This is a genomic window from Bradyrhizobium sp. NBAIM03 (assembly GCF_020194055.1).
Lineage (GTDB): Bacteria > Pseudomonadota > Alphaproteobacteria > Rhizobiales > Xanthobacteraceae > Bradyrhizobium > Bradyrhizobium yuanmingense.
Window position 1 is genome coordinate 1 of sequence record NZ_JADYVS010000032.1, and the last position, 18,933, is coordinate 18,933.

Annotated in this window: 16 protein-coding genes and 1 pseudogene; 5 read left to right on the forward strand and 12 right to left on the reverse strand. The window is 66.1% G+C overall.

Going from position 1 to position 18,933, the window contains the following annotated elements; all coding sequences use genetic code 11:
• Positions 1–213 (reverse strand): annotated as a pseudogene (locus tag I6F21_RS32460) (flagellar protein); the annotation flags it as partial.
• Between the two features lie 320 nt (positions 214–533).
• Between I6F21_RS32460 and flbT the strand changes: the two are divergent.
• Complete coding sequence (flbT, locus tag I6F21_RS32465) at positions 534–974, forward strand: flagellar biosynthesis repressor FlbT (RefSeq protein ID WP_036046266.1); 441 nt, start codon at positions 534–536, stop codon at positions 972–974.
• Between the two features lie 72 nt (positions 975–1,046).
• Here the strand turns inward: flbT and I6F21_RS32470 are convergent, their stop codons facing one another.
• From I6F21_RS32470 to I6F21_RS32510, 9 genes are all read right to left on the reverse strand, one after another.
• Positions 1,047–2,543, reverse strand: a complete 1,497-nt coding sequence (locus I6F21_RS32470; RefSeq protein ID WP_225184026.1) for an aspartate aminotransferase family protein — start codon at positions 2,541–2,543, stop codon at positions 1,047–1,049.
• A complete protein-coding gene (locus I6F21_RS32475; RefSeq protein ID WP_225150676.1) occupies positions 2,540–3,793 on the reverse strand; it encodes a hypothetical protein in 1,254 nt (417 codons plus the stop codon). Before I6F21_RS32475 ends, I6F21_RS32470 begins: the two co-directional genes overlap by 4 nt.
• 1 nt (position 3,794) lies before the next feature.
• Positions 3,795–5,420, reverse strand: a complete 1,626-nt coding sequence (locus tag I6F21_RS32480; protein WP_225184027.1) for a hypothetical protein — start codon at positions 5,418–5,420, stop codon at positions 3,795–3,797.
• 10 nt (positions 5,421–5,430) lie between these two features.
• Positions 5,431–6,213 carry a hypothetical protein gene (locus tag I6F21_RS32485; RefSeq protein WP_057028786.1) on the reverse strand — a complete coding sequence of 261 codons (783 nt, stop codon included), beginning with the start codon at positions 6,211–6,213 and terminating at the stop codon, positions 5,431–5,433.
• Positions 6,214–6,286: 73 nt separating this feature from the next.
• On the reverse strand, positions 6,287–8,170 hold the full coding sequence (locus I6F21_RS32490) for a flagellar protein (protein ID WP_225184028.1): 1,884 nt from the start codon (positions 8,168–8,170) through the stop codon (positions 6,287–6,289).
• A gap of 21 nt (positions 8,171–8,191) precedes the next feature.
• The gene (gene flgK, locus I6F21_RS32495) at positions 8,192–10,075 is read right to left on the reverse strand and encodes a flagellar hook-associated protein FlgK (RefSeq protein ID WP_225184029.1); all 1,884 of its coding nucleotides are present in this window, start codon (positions 10,073–10,075) and stop codon (positions 8,192–8,194) included.
• 34 nt (positions 10,076–10,109) lie between these two features.
• On the reverse strand, positions 10,110–12,362 hold the full coding sequence (locus I6F21_RS32500) for a flagellar hook-basal body complex protein (RefSeq protein ID WP_225129429.1): 2,253 nt from the start codon (positions 12,360–12,362) through the stop codon (positions 10,110–10,112).
• A 222-nt stretch (positions 12,363–12,584) separates the two neighbouring features.
• Positions 12,585–13,097 (reverse strand): peptide-methionine (R)-S-oxide reductase MsrB, encoded by a 513-nt coding sequence (msrB, locus tag I6F21_RS32505; protein ID WP_036015643.1) that lies wholly within the window; start codon positions 13,095–13,097, stop codon positions 12,585–12,587.
• An 87-nt stretch (positions 13,098–13,184) separates the two neighbouring features.
• On the reverse strand, positions 13,185–14,642 hold the full coding sequence (locus I6F21_RS32510) for an FAD-binding oxidoreductase (RefSeq protein ID WP_225184030.1): 1,458 nt from the start codon (positions 14,640–14,642) through the stop codon (positions 13,185–13,187).
• Positions 14,643–14,735: 93 nt separating this feature from the next.
• On the opposite strand from I6F21_RS32510, the gene I6F21_RS32515 reads away from it, so the two are divergent.
• Both I6F21_RS32515 and I6F21_RS32520 read left to right on the forward strand, forming a co-directional pair.
• Positions 14,736–15,272: a histidine phosphatase family protein gene (locus I6F21_RS32515; RefSeq protein WP_036015636.1), complete on the forward strand. Its 537-nt coding sequence runs from the start codon at positions 14,736–14,738 to the stop codon at positions 15,270–15,272.
• 55 nt (positions 15,273–15,327) lie between these two features.
• Positions 15,328–15,753, forward strand: coding sequence for a universal stress protein (locus I6F21_RS32520; protein ID WP_036030185.1), 426 nt, complete (start codon positions 15,328–15,330; stop codon positions 15,751–15,753).
• Positions 15,754–16,012: 259 nt separating this feature from the next.
• On the opposite strand, the gene I6F21_RS32525 is transcribed toward I6F21_RS32520, so the two are convergent.
• Positions 16,013–16,249, reverse strand: a complete 237-nt coding sequence (locus tag I6F21_RS32525; protein ID WP_036015631.1) for a DUF1127 domain-containing protein — start codon at positions 16,247–16,249, stop codon at positions 16,013–16,015.
• 186 nt (positions 16,250–16,435) lie between these two features.
• Here I6F21_RS32525 and I6F21_RS32530 point away from each other — a divergent pair, with 186 nt between their 5' ends.
• The gene (locus tag I6F21_RS32530; protein ID WP_128264451.1) at positions 16,436–17,779 is read left to right on the forward strand and encodes a PLP-dependent aminotransferase family protein; all 1,344 of its coding nucleotides are present in this window, start codon (positions 16,436–16,438) and stop codon (positions 17,777–17,779) included.
• A 59-nt stretch (positions 17,780–17,838) separates the two neighbouring features.
• Here I6F21_RS32530 and I6F21_RS32535 read toward each other — a convergent pair whose 3' ends face one another.
• A complete protein-coding gene (locus tag I6F21_RS32535) occupies positions 17,839–18,420 on the reverse strand; it encodes a hypothetical protein (RefSeq protein WP_225144337.1) in 582 nt (193 codons plus the stop codon).
• Positions 18,421–18,496: 76 nt separating this feature from the next.
• Between I6F21_RS32535 and I6F21_RS32540 the strand changes: the two genes are divergently transcribed.
• The gene (locus I6F21_RS32540) at positions 18,497–18,931 is read left to right on the forward strand and encodes a hypothetical protein (protein WP_036015623.1); all 435 of its coding nucleotides are present in this window, start codon (positions 18,497–18,499) and stop codon (positions 18,929–18,931) included.
• Positions 18,932–18,933: the final 2 nt, after the last annotated feature.

Genomic DNA, 18,933 nt, shown 5'->3' on the forward strand with positions numbered 1-18,933 from the left:
CACGCCGTTGGCGATGCCGTCGAGCAGGTTGTTGATGTCGCTGGCGCGGTTGTCGAGCGACTGGGCCGTGAAGAAGTTGGTGGGATTGTCCAGGGCCGAGTTGACGCTCTTGCCGGTCGACAGACGGTTCTGCGTGGTGGCGAGAAGATCAGCGGTGGACTGGAGGGAGAGCAGGTTCTGACGAACCGATGCGGAGAGGACGATGCCTGACATGACTCTGTTACCTTTCTGGTAAACGACGCTACTGTTACACGTCTGCTTGGATCGCGATGGACCCAGCGACGGCGGACCGTGCCGCCGAGACCTCTAACGAAACATGAAATGAAACCCGCGCTTTTGCCCGGTCACACGTGATTCGGCCTCGGAAGCGACGCGCCTAGCAGCACCACCGCGCCAATCCTGTCCTTGAAAGCATTGAGCTTTTTGGCGGGGATGGCTCAAATTTACAGCTCGTTAACTAGTTGCGAGCGAGAATCAGGTCCTGATAGGCCGCAACGAACGCTCGGTTACGAAAGCGTTGATGGAGAACAGGAATGGCCCTCAAGGTCGAGCTCAAACCGCACGAACGCATCATCGTCGGCAATTCCGTGATCACCAACACGGACCAGCGGGCCCGCCTCCTGATCGATGGCGAGAACGTGCCGATCCTGCGCGAGCGCGACATCCTCACGCCGGAGACCGCCGACACACCCGCCAAGCTCGTCTATCTGGCGGTCCAGCTCATGTACATCTCCCCGGATCCGCAGACCCAGCACGGCACCTATTTCAACCTGGTGCGGGACATCGTCACCGCGGTGCCGAGCTCCTGGCCGATCATCGAAGGCATCAACAACAACATCCTGAACGGCGACCTCTATCGGGCGCTGAAGGAAGCCCGCAAGCTGATCGCCTATGAAGAGAAGCTGCGCAACCAGTTCGAGGCCACTCATCCCAAGGCGGCAGCCAACAAGGACGACGTCAGCACCGCCGCCTGATACAGCGTTCGCAGCAACGACAACGGCCCCGGATCGCCTCCGGGGCCGTTGTCGTTTCAGACGTTCGTCAAGTTATTGCGCTACTAGCGGTGGCGCGTCGACTTCGATTACTCCGCCGCTCCGCTGTCCACCGAACTGCAGCACGGCTGCGACCAGCGCATCGATGTCCGCCTCCTCGGTGCGGTGATTGACGATCGCGGCGCGGATCGCGAACTTTCCGTCCAGCGTCGTGCTCGATGGCGCGGCGATACCGGACTCCTGGACGTCGGCGACGATCTCGCGATTGACCGCATCGCCGCTGCGATAGCGGAAGCAGACGATGTTGAGATTGACCGGTGCCAGCAATTCCAGCCGCGGTTCGGCCAGCACACGCGCCTCCAGATATTTGGCGAGCGCGCAGCTTCGTGCGATTGCCCGGCCCAGCCGGTCGGTGCCGAACGTCTTCAGCGTGAACCACGTCTTCAGCGCACGAAAGCCGCGCGACAGATCGGGGCCGAGATCGCAGGGCCAGACCGCGCCCGCCGCAAGTCCCCTCGCCTCGCGGCTCAGATAGGCCGCCGGCTGCGCGAAGGCCTGCCGATGCTGCTCGCCGTCGCGCACCAGCAGGAAGCCAGCGTCATACGGCACCTGCCCCCATTTGTGGAAGTCGAGTGCGATTGAATCCGCAAGCTCGATGCCGCCGAGCAGCGGCGCAAGCTCCGGCGACAGGATTGCGAGCGCACCGAAAGCGCCGTCGACGTGAAACCAGATTCCTTCCTCGCGGCACAACGCAGCGATCGCCCTGAGGTCGTCGATCGCCCCGATATCGACCGTGCCGGCGGATGCGACCACCAGGAAAGGCTTGAAGCCGACCTCGCGATCGACCGCGATCTGCTCGCGCAATGCGGCAACGTCGATACGATGATCGGCATCGACTGCGATCTTGCGCAGCGCATCGGTGCCGAGCCCGGCAATGTCCATCGCCCTCGAGATGCAGCCATGCGCTGCCTGCGACGTATAGGCCGTGAGCAGCGCACCGTCATTGCCGATGCCGTGCTGCCGCGCCAGCGTGCCGAGCGCGGTGGTGCGTGCCACCAGCACGGCCATCAGATTGGCCATCGACGTGCCCGTGACGAAGATGCCGCTTGCGCTCTCGGGAAAGAGGAACAGGCGGCGCATCCAGTCGACGATCTGGCGCTCCACCTCGATCGGCATGTGGTCGCGTCCGCCGAGATTGGCGTTGAGGCCGGCGGCGAGCATCTCTGCGAGCATGCCGACGGCGGTGCCGCCGCCATGCACCCAGCCCATGAAGCCGGGATGGACGTTGCCGGTCGCATAGGGCGCAACATGCTCGGAGAATTCGCGATAGACCTCCGCGAGGTCGCTCGCCTCGCGCGGCACGTCCGCCCTGAAGGCCGCGCGCGCGTCATCGGGAATCGGCCGCCAGACGGGGCGCGCCCGAACGTTGGCAATGCCGTCGATCGTCTCGTCCAGCATGCGGTGGGCCAGCGCGCGAAACTCACTCCAGTCCTGCGGATCTAGCGGGGTATTCGCGACGGAGCTTTGCGTATTGCGGATGATCTCGTTCATGCTGCGCTCTCCGCGCCCGTCTTCGCATGCCGCAACAGCATCGCCGTGAACGCGGAAAAGATCTTGCGCATCTGCGGCGGCTTGTACGGAAACACGACCGGCGAATCCATGTTGTGCACGACGGCGGTGTTGTCGGCCTCGAACACAAGAAGCTCGCCGTTCGCGTTCTCGGCGCAATCGACGATGAAATAATCGAGGCCGACGCGCCGGCTCATCTCCTCGATCGCGTTTCTGTGGCGCTCGCCGAAAGCATGATCGAAGTCGCGCATGAAGACGGCTTCCTCGGCCCGCTTCTCTTCGCTGAAGGCCATGTAGGCGTTGAGATACCAGATGTCCCAACGGTCGGCGATCGCCATGTGGCACGCGTACGGTTTGCCGTCGACCATGGCGAGGCGATACTTGCGGTAGAGCCCATCGGGGCTCACATAATCGACGAAGCGTGCGACGAAGAAGTCCTGCTCTTTCCGTTCGGCGAGATAGGCCGCCAGAGCCGCCGCATCGTCGAGCTTCGCGAGCCCGACGCCGGCATGCGAACCGCGCGGCCGTGCGATCATCGGAAAGTGCAATTCGCCTGCGATGTCCTCGCATGCGATCCGCGCCTGCGCGAGGTCCGACAATTGCGCGCGCGTTGCATGGATGGTCGCGGGAATGTCGAGGCCGGGCACGTCCGTTAGCAGCCGATACAGCTTGTCGCGATCGAGATTGCCGATGCGATCGGGTCGATTGAGCAGCGGCCGCGGCCAGTGCGGCGCGGCCCCTTCGATCAGCGCAAGCGCCTCACGGCATTCCTCGGAATCGGACGCGACCACGATGGCCACGTCGTGCTCCGGCAAAGTCTCGGGCAAACCGACGCCCTTGATCACATAGAGAGTCAACAGCTCGACATCGGAGCCCTCGAGCAGGAAATCGATCGGCGTGTTGCCGCCCATGTCGATGTCGGCTGCAAGCGCGAGCAGGCGCAGGCCCGACTTCGGAGCTGCGCTGGGCGTTCGGAACAATTGATGGAAGGCCAGCACCTCGGACTGGATCGCAAGCCCCCGATCCTTGTCACCCAGCAGCTGGGTGATCAACGACAGGTCCAGCCCCTCGCCCGCCAGCGCGGTCCCCGCCGCGATGCGCGCGACGAGCTGATCGCGCAACGGATGCAGATCGACGCCTTCGAAGGCCCTGCGCGTCAGCTGCGCAAAGCCGATGCGGTCGGCATAGTTCGCCGCGGTCAGGCCGATCGGCGGGGAAACCGGATGCTGCATCTCACACCTCGAACGCGGACTTTACCGGCACGGCCGCTGCGCCACCGGCGAGCAGCAGCTCGATCTTCACCAGGACGTGGGCGATCTGGTCGAGAAGGTGCTGCACGTTGCGCTGCGCCTCCGCCCTGTCCGGCGACCAGGCCTCAGTCACGAGCCGCGCGCCGACGCAGAGGCGCAGCACGGCCTGCGGCGTCTCGTCCTGCCACTCCAGCCGCACCGACTGGCCAATCAGGCAGCGCTGCGCGGCGACCTGACGGTCCTCCGTGCTGCCGTTGATCTCTTGGCTGACATCACGCGCCAACGCGCGATGAACAGAAGCGGTCTCGGCAACAGAACCCGGCTTGCCGTCGCGCAGCAGCGTGAACGGAAAGATGGTCGGCTGCACGAATTCCTCGTCGTCAATGCCGGCCGCGTGGGTCGCGGCCGAAACAGCGCGCAACGACGGCGACAATGCGATCATGCTGTCGATGCCGGCAGCGAGTTCGGCGAGCATCCCGGCGCGGAAGGCCCCGGGCACGCCATAGTAGCTGCCGATCTCGGTCAGCGCCGCCTCCCAGCGCAGCCATTGACCGAAATTCGGACGGCGCTCGAAGCGCGAACGCAGCACCGTCCAGGCCATCGGCCAATCGCAGCGTTCGGCGTAATCAAGGATTCCAGATGCGATCCCCTCGACGCGATCGAGCGACCGCGACAGGCCTTTCGGCACCAGCAGTGCACCGCTGAAGGCAGGTCCGCCGAAGAATTTGGAGCCGGTGATCAGCACCATATAGCCGCGGTCGAGATAGGAGCGCAGCCGCCGGCGACCGAGCCGGGCCTGGCAGGCGTCGACGACGATCTGGACCTTGCGCGGCCAGCGCCGCGCGATCTCGTCGAGGCAGGCCGCGCTCGGCGCACGCCATCCGAGCTTCGAGGAATCCATGATCTGGAGCAGCACGGGCGCGCCTTGTGCGATCGTGGCCTCGACCGCATGCAGCACCGCTTCATCGGCATCCGTGCGCATCGCGATCCCGGCCCCCGGCGCGCGCAACGGCAGCGAGATGCCGGCGCCGGCGAGCCCCGCGACCGCGCCGTCCTTGCGAACCGCAAAGCCGCTCGCCGTTAGGGTGCTGAAATGATGTCCACGCGCGGTATGGGCCGTGCCGCTGCCGGTCTGGTCGGCGCCGACCACGATCGTCACCGGCCGCGCGCCGAGCATCGTGCGCGCCAGGAACAGAGCGTGGAGCTGGGAGTCCGTGCCGGACGGCGAGAACACCACGTCGACGCGCGGCGAGAGCTGGAGATGACCGCGCAGCTCGTGGCGCATGTCCTCGCAGCGTGCATCGAAAGCGAGCTCGACCTCGTCGAGCAGGCATTTGTGCATCAGCTCTTCACGCGCCAGCGCGGCGCGGTCATAGGCCGCCTGCGAGATCGTCGACGCGGTCGAGGAGGCGAAATTCCACACCTCCGGCTCCGGCGAAGCCGGGCAGCCATAGGCGTTGGCGCGGCCGGTGGGATCGAGCGCCAGGCGCGGATCTCCGCCGGAAACGAGCAGCGTGTCGAGCGGCGTGAAGAGGTCGCGCAGGCGATAACGCGAGCCGCCGTCGGCGGCGCGTTGCATCTCGGGCCGAGGGGATGGGCCGCCGCTCATCCCGAAAGGCTCACGCCGCGGCATCGGCCGCCGCAGGCGCAGCTGCGAATTGCGAGGCGATGTCGCCATGGAACACCGACGGCCCGACGTGGTCGAGCGGGCTCTGGATGTCGGCCCAGATCTCGCCGCCGATATCGGTCCAGCGCTTGCAGAAGGCGAAGTCCTCGGACAGATAGGTGCCGGTCGCCGGATCGATCATGCATTCGAACAGCGCGAACCGGTTCCGGCTCGCCGCCAGCGCATCATGGGAATGCTCGCGGAAGAACTGGAGGTTCGCGTAGTCGGGGTGGCGGCACATCGCCTCCAGCACGTGACGCCGGATCATCAGGAAGCCGGTGCCGGCATAGCGCACGCGGGTGAATCCGTTGACCACCACGATGCGGTCGGGATCCTCGATCTCGAGCACGTAGTCGAGCGAGGCGGCCGGCACGTCGGCCCGACCCGACTGGATCGCCCGCGCGGCCTTGTCCCAGTTGACCCGCTTGATCGGATAGCAGCCGGCGACGACGTCCGCGCCGCATTCGATCAGGCGGAACACCTGCTCCGGCTTGAAGCCGATATCGGCATCGATGAACAGGAAATGCGTCGCCTTCGGATCGTCCAGGAACATCGCGGCCAGGTTGGCCCGCGCACGGGTGATCAGCGCGTCGCCGTCGCGCAAGAGCACCTTGAGCTCGAGATTGGACATGCCGTGCACGGCCCGCTGCAGCGCGAAGATCGAGCTCGCATAGATGCTCGACACCTGCCCGCCGAAGCAAGGCGTCGCCACCACCAGCTGCAACTTGTCCGACATCGACCGCTCCGCCCCCGCTTGCAATCCTCACCAAGAGGTAAACAGGCATGGTTAACGGCGTGTTAACGCCTCCTTACAGGAACTTGACGAGCGAGAGCTGCGCCAGGTTCGAGGTCACCTGGTAGGACGCCTGCAGGGCGTTCTGCAACGCCAGGATCTCGCTCGCGACCTGGTCGGGCGAAGCCGATTCCGCCTGGTCAATGATGGTCTGGAGCTGCGCCTTGGCCTGGGTCTGGCGCGTGCTCGCGTCCTTCATCGTGTTCTGGGCCATCGCGATGTCGGTCTGGATGTCCTCGATGCGCTGCTGTCCGGGCTGCTGGGTCAGCGCCTGGGTCACCCGCAGGCTGAGCGCCGAGACCTGCCCGCCCGAATATTGCCCGGTCGGCGAGGTCGAGAAGGTGCCGAACACCGCGATCGCCTGCAATTGCCGGCGGATCGCATCCTCATTCGCCTGGGCGCCGTACTGCACCGTCACGGCATCGTCGACCCGCGCCATCGCGGTCGAGCGCGCCGAGCCGGGCCCGTCATTGCCCAAATACCATTTCACCGTATTGGCCGAGCCGTTCACCAGCGTGGTCGCCGAGCTCGCAGGCGAGGAGCCGACGCGCAGCGGCGGCTGCGTGGCGGTCACCGGCGTCGAGCTGAACCCGAGCGCGCTCAGCGCGCCGGTGTTCGACGTCGTGATGTTGAGGCTCGCCGCATCGTCGGTGTTGATCGTGATCGAGCCGCCATGGACCGTCGAAGGCTTCGAGGTCCCGGTGATCGCGTCGACCTTGCTCAGCAGGGTCTGGATGCTGTCGGTGACATTGAGCTGGTTGCCGGTCGCGCCCGAGGCCACGAAGGTCAGCGTGGTCCCGTTGACGGTGATGGTATCGCCTGCGACGAAGCCCGGCGAGATCGAGTCCGAGGGGCTCGCGCCCGATAGCGCCGTCGCGCCGGTGACCGGGGCCGCCGGCGCCGTCTGGTTGTTGACGGGGGTGCCGATCGCAGAGCTCCCGGTGTTGAAGAAGTTGTCGCCCGCAACGATCGCCGATGCCGCCACCAGCGAGGTGTTGGCGAGCTTCTGAATCGCGGTGTTCAGCGCCGTGTTGAGATTCGCAGCAGTATTGTTCGGGTTGACGGGCGTGCTCGCATCGATCGCGAAGCTGCCGAGCGGCGTCGGCGTTGCCGAGGACGCCGTCAGGTCGATCTGCTCGGTCGTGCCGTCCGGCAGGGTGAACTGAATGCTGAGCTTGTCGCCGTTGTTCGGATTGACGCCGTTGAGATCGACCGAGAACGACACCGGCGAGCCGCTCGGGCCGGTGACGGTCGCGCCTGTCAGCGTCGAGGACACCGCCTTGATCTTGAGGCCGAACGGCGATCCGGCGACGTCCTCCGACACCTGCACGGAGCTTGCCGTCGGCTGCGTCTGCACCAGGCGGCCCATGCCGCTGGTCCCTAGGTCCGCGGCCTGGCGCTCGGCCATGACGGTCTTGAAGCCGGCCTGTGTCGTGGTGCCGTTAATGATGTCGCCGGCATCGGCGACCGACTGGGTATTGACTGCCGTTCCGGAGAACAGATAGCGGCTGCCGGTCTGCGTGTTGAGGACACCGACCATCGAGCCGAACTGGGCGGCGGCGGTGTTCTGGGCAATCGTCTGGCCGTTGACGTTGAGGTCCTGCGCGGTAGAGGCCGAGCCGGTCTGCACCGTGCTGCGGATCTTGGTCAGCGATTGCAGCGCGGTGTTGGCGAGGTTGATGCTGACGTTGACGTTGGTGATCGTGTCGGTATAGCCGGCGATATTGGAGAGCTGCGCGCGCCCGGCGATCGCAAAGCCCTCGTTCGTCCCCATGCCGGCATAGTTCTGCGACAGCTTGCCGGTCGAGAGCTGCGTCGAGAGATCGGTGAGCTGCTGATTGATGTTGCGGATCTGCGCGCCGAGGATCGACGAGGAGTAGTTGATGCTGCTGATCGCCATCTTTCGGAGCCCTGTTACTGTTTACAATTGAGCCTGGATCAACGTGTTCATCATGGTCTGCACCACCGACATGACATGGGCGTTGGCGGCATAGGCATTCTGAAGCTGGATCAGGTTCGACATCTCCGAGTCCAGGTTGACCTTGGAGGTCGAGTCGAACTTGGCCTGGAGCGTCGAGACCACGACGCTCTGGCCTTGCTGGAGCTGGGTGGCCTGGGTCGCGGCGTTGGCCTGCACGCTCAGGAACTGCTGGAGAAAGTTCGAGACGCTGCCGGTGAAGGGCTGGCTCGCCGAGCCGAGGCCGCTCTGCGGCGAATAGGAAAACACTGCACTGGTGAGCTGCGAGTAGAGATAGTCCGAACGCGTGGTGTCGCCGGCGGGCGTCACCGGCGAGGTACTGTAGACCGACATCCGGGTCGGATCGGTCACGAGCTGCGTGTTCACGGCGATGCGCCCGGCAAGACCGGTCATCTGCGAGCCCGACGCCGTGATTGCGCCGGTGTAGAGCGCCTGCCCGCCGTCGGTGAACAGCGGCAGCTGCGGATTGCCCGAGGTCAGCGACGAGATCGTCTTGGTGGTCGAGGCCGAACCGACCTTGGCAAGCCCGGTGTTGTCGTCGGTCACCCGCAGCGTCGTGGCGGTCGCCGGCGACGGGGCGGCGGAGAACGACAGATGCGTGCCCGACAGCGCGGTGTTCAGCGCAGAAGCGATCGCGCTCATGCCGCCGGCGAAGTCGACGCCGATCCGCATCGGGTTGGCGTTGGTCGCGTTCTGGAGCGGCAGCGCAGCGGGGTCGGTCACGTTGACGAGCGTGATCTGGCGCTGCGTGTTGGTCGCCGTGTCCGTATAGGTGATGTTGACCGTGTTGCCCGGCAGCGCACCGGCGAGCTCGAGATCGAAGCCGGCCGGCGGGCCGGTGACCGTGCTGCCCGTCGTGGTCTTATCGGACAGCGCGCTCGCCATCGTGGCGGCGAGCTGGTCGATCTGGTTCTGCGCTTGCACCAAAATGTCGTCGCGCAGCTTCAGGTCGGCCGCGATCTGGCCGGACGACACCACGTTGTTGGCGACGACGTCGACTTGCGAGCCGTTCGGGAGCTTGATGTTGAACGCGCCGACGCCGGACTTGGCAGGGTCGATGTTGTAGAGCGACGTTGCCGACAGCGCGCCGGCGGAGGCAAAGGAGAATTCCGAGGCGAGCCCGGCGCCGACCAGCTGGATGCCAGTCGTGGTGTAGATGTTGGCCTGGTTCGAATTGTCGGTGGTGACGCGGACGTCGACATATTTCGACAGCGTGTTGATGGCTTGGTCGCGCTGGTCCATCAGCGTTGCGGCCGAGGGATCGTTGGCCGATAGGCCCTGGAGCCTGGTGTTGATGTCGGCGATCTGCTTCATGGCCGCATTGGCGGCCTGCGCCGAATTGCTGAGATCCTGTTCGACGTTGGAGCGCAGCGACTGGATGCCCTTGGTGGTGACGTTGAGCTGCGTCGCGAGCGCCTGGGCCGCGCCGAGCGCGACGGTCTGCGCCGACGACGCACCCGAGCTGGTCGACAGCGCCTGCAGCGCCGTGGTGAATTTGTTCAGCGCGCTTTCGAGCGTGCCGGAATTGCCGGGCGTGCCGTAGACATTCTGAAGCTGCTTCAGGATGTTGGCCATCTGGTCGGCGTAGCCGCCGCCGCCGGTCTCGGTCCGTAGCTGGTTCTGCACATAGGTGTCGAGCAGGCGGCTGACGCCGGTCGTCATCGCCGTCGCGCCGAACTCGCCGGTGGTGACCTCGATCTGGTTCGGCGTCTGGACGACGTAACCCGGCGTCTGCGCATTGGCGACGTTCGAGGAGACGATCGAGAGCGCGGCCTGGTTGGCACGCAGACCGCTCATCGCGCTGGCGAGGGCTGAACTCAAACCCATATCACTGGCCCGCCTTTGTTACGTCACGCGCCGATCAGCGCAACACGTTGAGGAGATCCTGCACCATCGAGTTTGCCGTCGTGATCACCTTGGTGTTGGCCGAATAGGCCTGCTGGGTCACGATCAGCTTGGTGAATTCGTCGGCGATGTCGGTGTTGGATCCCTCCAGCGACGAGCCGCTGATGGTGCCCGAAGCGCCGTCGATGGCGTCACCCGATTGTTCGGTCGCGGCATAGGCGCCGCCGTCCATCGCCTTCAGATAATTGGTGCCGTTGAAATGCGACAGCTGCACCTGCGCGAGGTTGAGGTTCTGGCCGTTGGAGAAGGTGCCGACCACCACGCCGTTGTTGTTGACGGCGACCGATCGGAGCTGACCGGCGGCGTAGCCGTTCTGGGTGATGGTGTTGATCGTCACCGCGCCGCTGGTGCTGGCATATTGCGTCAGCCCTCCGGAGGAGATGTTGAAGGCGACGGAGCCGAGCGACTGGCCGCTGACGGTGACATTGTTGATGGTGATGCCCGAGCCGCTCGGCGAGGTCAGCGAGCCGTCGGCGGCAAAGGTGAAGGTCTGGCCGGTATTGACCCATCCGACCGTCGTGCCGGTCGCGTTCGGGTCGGTCTGGTAGAACAGGTTCCAGCTGTCGGAATGACCCGCGCCCAGCGAGGCACTGTCGGTCTTGGCCCAGCGCAATTGCAGGTTCACCGGCGTACCGGCGGCGTTGTAGGCGGTCACCGCGCCGCCGCTGATCGATTCCTTGGTGAAGGTGGCGATGTCGTTGCCGATCACGCCGCCGGTGCCGGCCGTGCCGCCACCCTCGCGATTCCTGGTGATGGTCGAGGTGAAGCCGAGCGCGGAGAAGGCCGCACTGTTGGAGCTGGAGACCGTCAGGTTGGAGACGGTGCCGGTGTTCAGCGTGATCACGCCGCCGCTGCTGACCGACGATCCCGAGGCGCCGGAGAGCGCATCGATCTTGCCGAGCAGGGTCGTGACGTTGTCGGTGACGTTGATCTGGTTCGCACCCGAGGCGCCCGAGGCCATGAAGGTCAGTGTCTGACCGTTGACGGTGATGGTGTCGCCGGGGGAAAAGCCCGACGTGAGCACCTGGGCACCGCCGGCGGTGGCCGAGCCGCTCAGCACCGTCGCGCCGGAGATTGCAGGCGAGGACAGCACGTTGCCGCCGCGCGTCACACTGCTGATGCCGAGCGCGGTGGCGGCCGTGCCGCTGCCGATCGCGACGTCGGTGCCGGTGCCGGTCGCGATCTGGATATTGCCGCTGACCGAGAGCGAAGCGGTGACGCCGGCACCGCCGGCCGTCTGGATCGCGTTCAGGATGTCGGCCACCGTCGCCGTCGTGCCCGCACCGAGACCGATCGTGGTGTTGCTGCCGACGGTCGAGACCGTGGTGCCGCCGTTGAAGGTGATGGTGTTGCCGTTGATGGTCAACGTCTGGCCGCTCAACGCGGTCAGAATGCTGGAGGCGAGATGCGTGCCGGCGGTATTGTCGAGGGACGTGGTCGTCGAAGCCACCGCCGAGGAATTGTTCTGGAGCGCAACTGTGCCCGTGGCCGTCGTCGAAGAATAGGCCGAGCGGATGTTGCCGGTTGCGGCCGCGCCCGAGACCGTCGCGTTGGCATAGGGCGCCGGCGGCGTGCCGACCGGCAGCGGGTTGGCGGCGAAATCGGACGGGTTGAGACCGCCGGCCGCGAGCAATGTGCCGGTCGAGGCCGTGGTTTTCGCCACCGTGTTCGGCTGGGTCGGCAGGTTCGCCGCGTACTGGATCGAGGTCGTCGCCTGCGCCGGAATGAAGTTGTTCTGGAATTGCAGGACGTTCGCCACGCTGCCGGTCGGGTTGCCGGTCTTCGGGTCGACGGTGACGCCCATCAAATAATAGCCGGCGCCGTTGACCAGGTTGCCGTTGGCATTGAGCTGGAAGTCGCCGCGCCGCGTATAGTAGGTCACCCCGGTGAAGACAGGCACGTTGTCAACGACGCCGCTCGCCTTCTGGATCGAGAAGAAGCCGTCGCCGGTGATCGCCATGTTGGTGGCGACGCTGGAGGACGAGATCGTGCCCTGCGTCGTGATGGTGGCCTTGGCGTTGGCCTGCACGCCGCCTGCCACCTGCTTGCTCGGGACCGAGGAGTCCGGAATGAGGTCGACGAAGCTGGTGCCGATGCCCTTATAACCGGTGGTGGATGAGTTCGCGATGTTGCCGGAAATGTTCTGCAGCGCGAAGGACTGCGCCTGCAGGCCACCCACCGAGGTGTTCATTGCATCGAAGATACCCATAACTTTGTCTCCAAATCCGATCTCGGCGGCCGGTCGACCATGGCCGCAATCGGAAAGAGACGTCGCAAGGCCTATGCCAATGCGAGTATCTTCAGGAAATCAATGACTTAAGGAAAAAGCCCCGGTCTGACGACCGGGGCACATTTGCCGGGACCGGCAACAATTGCCGGGGCATCTGTCGTTCCGGAGCGGTCCGCAGGACCGGAATGACTCCCGCGAAACCTACGTCGCCGACGCCGCCGCGGGGTGGAAGACCAAGCCGAAACCGTCGATGCAATAGCGCAATCCGGTTGGCTTCGGGCCGTCGTCGAAGACATGGCCGAGATGGCCGCCGCAGCGCCGGCAATGCACCTCGGTGCGGACCATGCCGTAGCTGCGGTCCTCGGTCTTGCCGACATTGCCTTCGATCGGCGCATAGAAGCTCGGCCAGCCCGTGCCGCTCTCGAACTTGGTCTCCGACGTAAACAGCGGCAGGTCGCAGCCGGCGCAGGCGAAGATGCCCTTGCGCTTCTCCTTCAGCAGCGGGCTGGAGCCGGGCCGCTCGGTGCCGTGATTGCGCAGGATCTCATATTGCTGCGGTGTGAGCTGGGCGCGCCATTCGGCTTCCGTCTTCGTGATCTCGAACTTTTGCGCGGCCTTCTCGCCGGCCTCGGCAGGTGTTCCTCTCAGCCAGCGCAAGGCGGAAAGGCCGAACAGGCCGGCGACAGTCGTGAGCAGGATGCGGCGGTCAAGCATGTCATTCTCCGTGCGCGGGAAGTCCACGCCCTGAGATACGGGCTTCTGCCGGCCGAAGTTACACGTCGGAGCGGAATTTCGCTCAACTTATTGCGAGACGCGGTCCTCGTGCACGACCGGTTCCGCAGCGCCGACCGCGGCTTTCGGCGGTGGCGCCGGTCGGGGTCGCACGCCGGGCGGCGCTCGGCGCGGACCGGTGCCGGCGGCGCGGTTGGCTTCGGCGAGGCGGGCCTCGCGTTGCCTGTCCTTGACCCTCGCGCGCTCGCGATAGCGGGCGAGCGCACCTGCGGCGGCGGAGCTCGCCCTGCCCCAGATCCCGACCAGCTGGCCGGCGACGCGCCCCGTGGCGCCGCCCGCCCAGACCAGTTCGAACGGCGAGAACAGCTTCCAGCGCTCATCGCCCCGCAAAATGCTGCGCGCGATCATCTGTCCGGCCATGGCGGAGGTGTTCATGCCCTGGCGACCGAACCCGCTCGCCACCCACAAGCCTTTGCGCAGCTGGCCGATCTGCGGCATGCCGTGCACGGTCTGGCCGGTGGCGCCGCCGAAGATGTCGGTGATCTCGACATTGCCGAGCTCGGGAAAGATCGTCCGGATCCGCCGCTTGATGGCGCCGGCGAAGCGCTGCGGACGCGCGGCCCAGGTGGTCTCCGGGCTCTCCCACATCAGCCGGTCGCCGTCGACAAGCCGGAAATGATCGACACCGTCGGAATCCATCACCGATCCCTTGAAGGCGATGATCTCGTGCAGGCGCTCGCCGAGCGGCGCGGTCACGCCGGCATAGCGCCAGACCGGCAGCAACGTCTCCGACAGGCGCTTGGAGGGGGCGCCGAGATGAATGTTGCCGGCGAGCACGATGTGGCTCGCCCGCAGCCGCGCCGAGGGCGTGACGATGCGCTTGCGGATGCCGGAATGATCGATGCTGACGACCGGCGTGTCCTCGAAGATGCGGGCGCCTGCCCGGCGCGCCAGCGCCGCAAGGCCGTGGACGTATTTCCGGCCGTCGACCTGGAACGCTCTAGGATAATACACCCCGTGGAAGTAACGATCGGTCTTGAGCGCCTCGCGCACGCGATCGACCTGCCAGCCCTCGACCTCGGTGTCGAAGTCCTCGTTCAGCATCTGCAGCCGGCTGATCAGCCGGTCGCCTGCATCGACGTTGGAGACCTCCAGCACGCCGTCGCTGAGGCCCATCCCCGGCGTACTCTCTTCGCTGGCGTTGGCCCGGACGAACTCGGCGCCCTGCTTCGACAGGGTCCACAATTCGCGGGCGTCCTCCAAGCCGATGCGCTCGATCAGGTCCGTGAGCGGCAGCGCAAAGCCCGGCATCACGGTGCCGAGCTGGTTGCCGGAGGCGTTCCAGCCGATATGCCGGCCCTCGAGCACCGCGACGCTGGCCCCGAGCCGGGCCGCCTCCAGCGCCACGGTAAGCCCGGCCAGGCCCGCCCCGATCACACAAATGTCGGCATCGAGATCGAACGACAGCCGCACGCGGTCGCGAAAGCCGGCTTCTTCCTGGGACACGCTTGTGAAAGTCTCGCTCATGCAGTTTTCTTAGAGGACTGTGCGGGCCCTTGTCACCTTGTCCTCAACCGGCGCCTGTAGATTATCCTGGACGTGGAACGATTCGAGAATGCCATGCGCCGTTTGATGCTGCTGCGTCACGCCAAGACCGAGACCGACGCACCGAGCGGCCGTGACCAGGACCGCCGGCTCGACGACCGCGGCCACAAGGATGCCGCGCGGATGGGAGACTGGATCGCGGCCCATCCGCCCTTCCCCGATACCGTATTGGTCTCCCACGCCGTGCGGGCCCGTCAGACCTGGGACATCGCCTGGGAGGCGATGAAGGACCGCGTCCCGGCGCCGCAGGTCGAGGTCCTGCCGGAACTCTATGGCGCCGATCCCGCGCAGATCCTGGACACCATTCGCACCGCAACCGCCCCGGCCGATCCGAAGCGGCTGCTGCTGATCGGCCACAATCCCGGCATGCACGAGGTCGCGCTCATGCTGATCGGCGGCGGCGATCCCGATGGCGCCAAGACCCTCGGCGACAACCTGCCCACAGCGGGGCTTGCGATCTTCGACTTTGACGTCAAGGATTGGGATGACGTGGCCTACCGCCGCGGCAAGCTGGTGCTGTTCGTCAGCCCCAAGCTGCTTCGATCGGGCTAGACGCGCGGGCGCCGTCTCGACCGGTTGGTTCAGCCTGGTTCACAGGGAGGCGCAGATGTTCAAGTCCATCCTCGTGCCCATCGACCTCGCCGACACCGATCTCGCCAAGCCGGCGATCGCGACCGCGGCGACTTTGTCGCAGACCTGGAGCGGCACCGTGCGCCTGCTCAACGTGCTGCCGATGACGCCGGTGATGCTGGCCGAGTACGTCCCGGCCGATTTCGACGAGCAGCAGCGCCAGACCTCGGAAGAGGCGCTTGCCATCGTCGCGCGCGAATCCGGCATCGAGCCGTCCCGCATCTCCAGCGTGGTGCGCCAGGGCGGCATCTATCACGAGATCCTGGAGGAAGCCGCGCACATAAAGGCCGACTTGATCGTGATGACCTCGCATCGCCCGGCGATGCGCACCTATTTCCTCGGCTCCAACGCCGGCCACGTCGTGCGCTACGCCAAGTGCTCGGTGCTGGTGGTGAGGCATTGAAGGGCAGCAGACTCCGTCATTGCGAGCGAAGCGAAGCAATCCAGAGTCTTTCCGCGGCAACAGCCTGGATTGCTTCGCTGCGCTCGCAATGACGTAGAGGCAGCTGCGTGCCACACTCGCGCTTCCGTGCCCCGGACGCTGCGCAGCACGAAGTGATGCGCTGCAGAGCCGGGGCCCATGCGTCAGCGAGTGCGATCCGCTGGGTCCCGGCTCTGCGCAGCAGCGTTTCCCGCTGCAGCGCGTCCGGGACAGGCGAGTATCACAGATACCGCGACAGCTCGGTCTTGAACTGCCCGTACACGGCATCCTCGATCTGGCTGCGTGTGATGCCGATGTCGCGCAGGGCGCGGTCGTCGAGCTCGTTCAGGGTCTTGACGGCGGAGCGGCGCTCCAGGCGGTCGAACAGCGCGGTGAGGCGCAGGGCTAGGGCACTGAAAAATCCGCCCGATGAGGATGGGCGTAAAGTCCGCCCGGCAGTTTGCGAGATCGTGGTCATTCTTCTTCTCCGGCCTAACGTCCCGCGCGGCGAAGCAGGTGCCGTTGGCGCGGACGCTTGCGGGCGCCTGCACCTCATTTGCCGTCGGATTGCTCTCGCTCTCCTCGGCGCAATCGCGGAACTTGATGGAACTTAAATGCTCCAGTACACTCCTCGGAGCAAGCAAAACATTGCTCTCGGTGCAATATGTCCAAGTTCGAGTACGTGAAGCTCGCCGATGCCATTGCGGCCGATATCACTAACGGCACGTTAAGGCCCGGCGACCGGCTGCCGCCGCAGCGCAATTTTGCCTATGACCGCGGCATCGCGGTCTCGACCGCGAGCCGGGTTTATACGGAATTGCTCCGCCGCGGCCTCGTGGTCGGCGAGGTCGGGCGCGGCACGTTCATCTCCGGCGACGTCAGGCGTGAAGTCGAGACCATGCGCGAGCCGGCCGACGCGCGCATCAATCTCGAGGTCAATTACCCGCTATTGCCGCAGCAATGGGCGATGATCGCCAAGAGCCTCGCGGGGCTCGAGCGCATCGACGCGCTGGAATCCGCGCTGCGCGTTTCGACCAGCACCGGCACCAAGAGCGCCCGCGTTGCCGCCGCTGCCTATCTCGCACGCAAGGATTTTTCGCCGCAGCCCGAGCAGATCTTCTTCACCGCCAACGGCAAGCAATCGCTCGCGGCCGCGCTTGCCGCGCTGGTGCCCACCGGCGGCCGCTGCGGCGTCGAGGCGCTGACCTATCCCTACGTCAAGAGCATCGCCGCGCGGCTCGGTGTGACGCTGGTCCCGATCCCCATGGACGAGTTCGGCGCGCGGCCCGACGCCATCCAGAAGGCCCATCGCGAGGCGCATCTGTCGGCGCTGTATCTGCAGCCCATCATCCAGAACCCGCTCGGCGTCACCATGAACGCGACGCGGCGCGCCGACATCATGCGCGTCGCCGAGAAGCTCGATCTCACCATCATCGAGGACGCCGTCTACGGCTTCCTCGCCGACGACACGCCACTGGCGGCGCTCGGGCCCGACCGCTGCATCGTGCTCGACAGCCTGTCCAAGAAGGTCGCGCCGGGGCTCGCGCTCGGCATCCTCGTCGCGCCGCCTCACTTGCGCGAGAGTGTGATGAGCGCGGTGCGGACCGGCGGCTGGATCGCCTCCGGCCATGCGCTCGCGGCCGGGCAGCGGCTGATGGCCGACGGCACCGTCGCCGAGCTGACCCGGCTGAAACGCATCGATGCCGCGCGCCGACAGCAGACCGCCGCACGGCTGCTTTCCGGCTACCAGCTCGCCGCCGATCCGCGCTCGTATCATCTCTGGCTGACGCTGCCACCGCACTGGCGCTCGCAGACCTTCGTCGCCGCAGCAGCAAGGCGCGGCATCGCGCTGACGCCGTCCTCGACCTTTGCGATCGCGCACGGTCATGCGCCGAATGCGGTGCGGCTCGCGCTGGCCCCGCCCTCGCCCGAGCAGCTCGATTCCGGCCTGCGCACCATCGCCTCGCTGCTCGGCACCAAGGAGGACGATTTCGACTCGACGGAGTAGGGCTCTCATTTGACCCGTTTTCTTCACGCGAACCGGACCTCACTTCGCTCGCAAACGCTTTAGGGCAGCAGGGCCTTCGGCACGCGATCGAAACTGTAGCTCTGCGGCCGGTTGCGCCGCACGAAGCCGCCGACCTGCCAGGCGAACAGCGCGGCGAAGCCGAGGATGAACAGCACGCCCGCGAGCTCGCCGGTCAGAAGCGCGCGGATCAACAGCCCCGCCATTGCCACAGCGAGCACGGCCAGGAACACCAGCACCGCCGCATAGGTTTTGCGGCCGAGGCCCGCGGTCAATTCGGCGCGGCTGCCGGCTTTGGCCATCCGCGCATGCAGCTCGATCAGGAAATCGCGAAAACCGTTGTCCTGCGGCGCCATCAGCGCCGCGGTCTGCCAGCTCGTCGACAGGATCGCGATGCGGCCGCCGCCAGTGCGGCTGATATCGGCGCGGAAGCGGTGCTGCTGCATCGACACCGGACGGAACGACAGCCGGATCGCCGAGATCTCGTCATAGCGCCACAGGCCGGAGCGGCCGGCGATGTGCCAGGACAGCCCCTGCTCCGTCAACTCGAAGCGATGCGCCGAGCCGATCAGCGAGGCCTTGTAGGCATAGCTCGTGGTCGAACCCGCTTCCGCTCCCGGCATGTCGTCAACGAACCCATGGGCGATCGCTTGGGCGATCGGCTTGCGCGATCGCCCCCGGTCATCCTACAAGCGAGACATGGCTGAGACGACCTTTTTTCCGCGCCGCCTGATTCTCGGCGCCGCGATGATCTCCGGTGTGTTGCTGGCGCTCGCGGTGCACATGCTGGGCGCGCGCTACGGTCTCGATCTCGGCCGCCTCTGGCGCTCCGACACGCATGAGTTCATTCCGGCGGGCGCCGCCATCGCCTGGTGGCTGATCGCCACCGTCGGCTTCTCCGGCGGCTATTTCACGGCGAGCCTGATGCAGAGCGCCGTCTCCGGACAGATCCCGCAGCGGATGCGGCAATTCCTGATCGCGGTCGGCGTGCTGCTGCTTGCGGGAGCGGGTCAGGCGGCGTCGGCGCCGAGCCCGATCCCGACCGTCTCGGGCGTGCTCGCCGGGCTTGCCGCCCTGTGTCTCGGCGCCGTGATGGCGTTCTGCGGCGCGCATTTCGCGCTGCGCCGAAGCTGACC

Excerpts from the sequence above, each read along its gene's own strand:
- flbT (WP_036046266.1), top strand. The coding sequence starts at position 534 with ATGGCCCTCAAGGTCGAGCTCAAACCGCACGAACGCATCATCGTCGGC.
- I6F21_RS32470 (WP_225184026.1), bottom strand. The coding sequence starts at position 2,543 with ATGAACGAGATCATCCGCAATACGCAAAGCTCCGTCGCGAATACCCCG.
- I6F21_RS32475 (WP_225150676.1), bottom strand. The coding sequence starts at position 3,793 with ATGCAGCATCCGGTTTCCCCGCCGATCGGCCTGACCGCGGCGAACTAT.
- I6F21_RS32480 (WP_225184027.1), bottom strand. The coding sequence starts at position 5,420 with ATGAGCGGCGGCCCATCCCCTCGGCCCGAGATGCAACGCGCCGCCGAC.
- I6F21_RS32485 (WP_057028786.1), bottom strand. The coding sequence starts at position 6,213 with ATGTCGGACAAGTTGCAGCTGGTGGTGGCGACGCCTTGCTTCGGCGGG.
- I6F21_RS32490 (WP_225184028.1), bottom strand. The coding sequence starts at position 8,170 with ATGGCGATCAGCAGCATCAACTACTCCTCGTCGATCCTCGGCGCGCAG.
- flgK (WP_225184029.1), bottom strand. The coding sequence starts at position 10,075 with ATGGGTTTGAGTTCAGCCCTCGCCAGCGCGATGAGCGGTCTGCGTGCC.
- I6F21_RS32500 (WP_225129429.1), bottom strand. The coding sequence starts at position 12,362 with ATGGGTATCTTCGATGCAATGAACACCTCGGTGGGTGGCCTGCAGGCG.
- msrB (WP_036015643.1), bottom strand. The coding sequence starts at position 13,097 with ATGCTTGACCGCCGCATCCTGCTCACGACTGTCGCCGGCCTGTTCGGC.
- I6F21_RS32510 (WP_225184030.1), bottom strand. The coding sequence starts at position 14,642 with ATGAGCGAGACTTTCACAAGCGTGTCCCAGGAAGAAGCCGGCTTTCGC.
- I6F21_RS32515 (WP_036015636.1), top strand. The coding sequence starts at position 14,736 with ATGCGCCGTTTGATGCTGCTGCGTCACGCCAAGACCGAGACCGACGCA.
- I6F21_RS32520 (WP_036030185.1), top strand. The coding sequence starts at position 15,328 with ATGTTCAAGTCCATCCTCGTGCCCATCGACCTCGCCGACACCGATCTC.
- I6F21_RS32525 (WP_036015631.1), bottom strand. The coding sequence starts at position 16,249 with ATGACCACGATCTCGCAAACTGCCGGGCGGACTTTACGCCCATCCTCA.
- I6F21_RS32530 (WP_128264451.1), top strand. The coding sequence starts at position 16,436 with ATGTCCAAGTTCGAGTACGTGAAGCTCGCCGATGCCATTGCGGCCGAT.
- I6F21_RS32535 (WP_225144337.1), bottom strand. The coding sequence starts at position 18,420 with ATGCCGGGAGCGGAAGCGGGTTCGACCACGAGCTATGCCTACAAGGCC.
- I6F21_RS32540 (WP_036015623.1), top strand. The coding sequence starts at position 18,497 with ATGGCTGAGACGACCTTTTTTCCGCGCCGCCTGATTCTCGGCGCCGCG.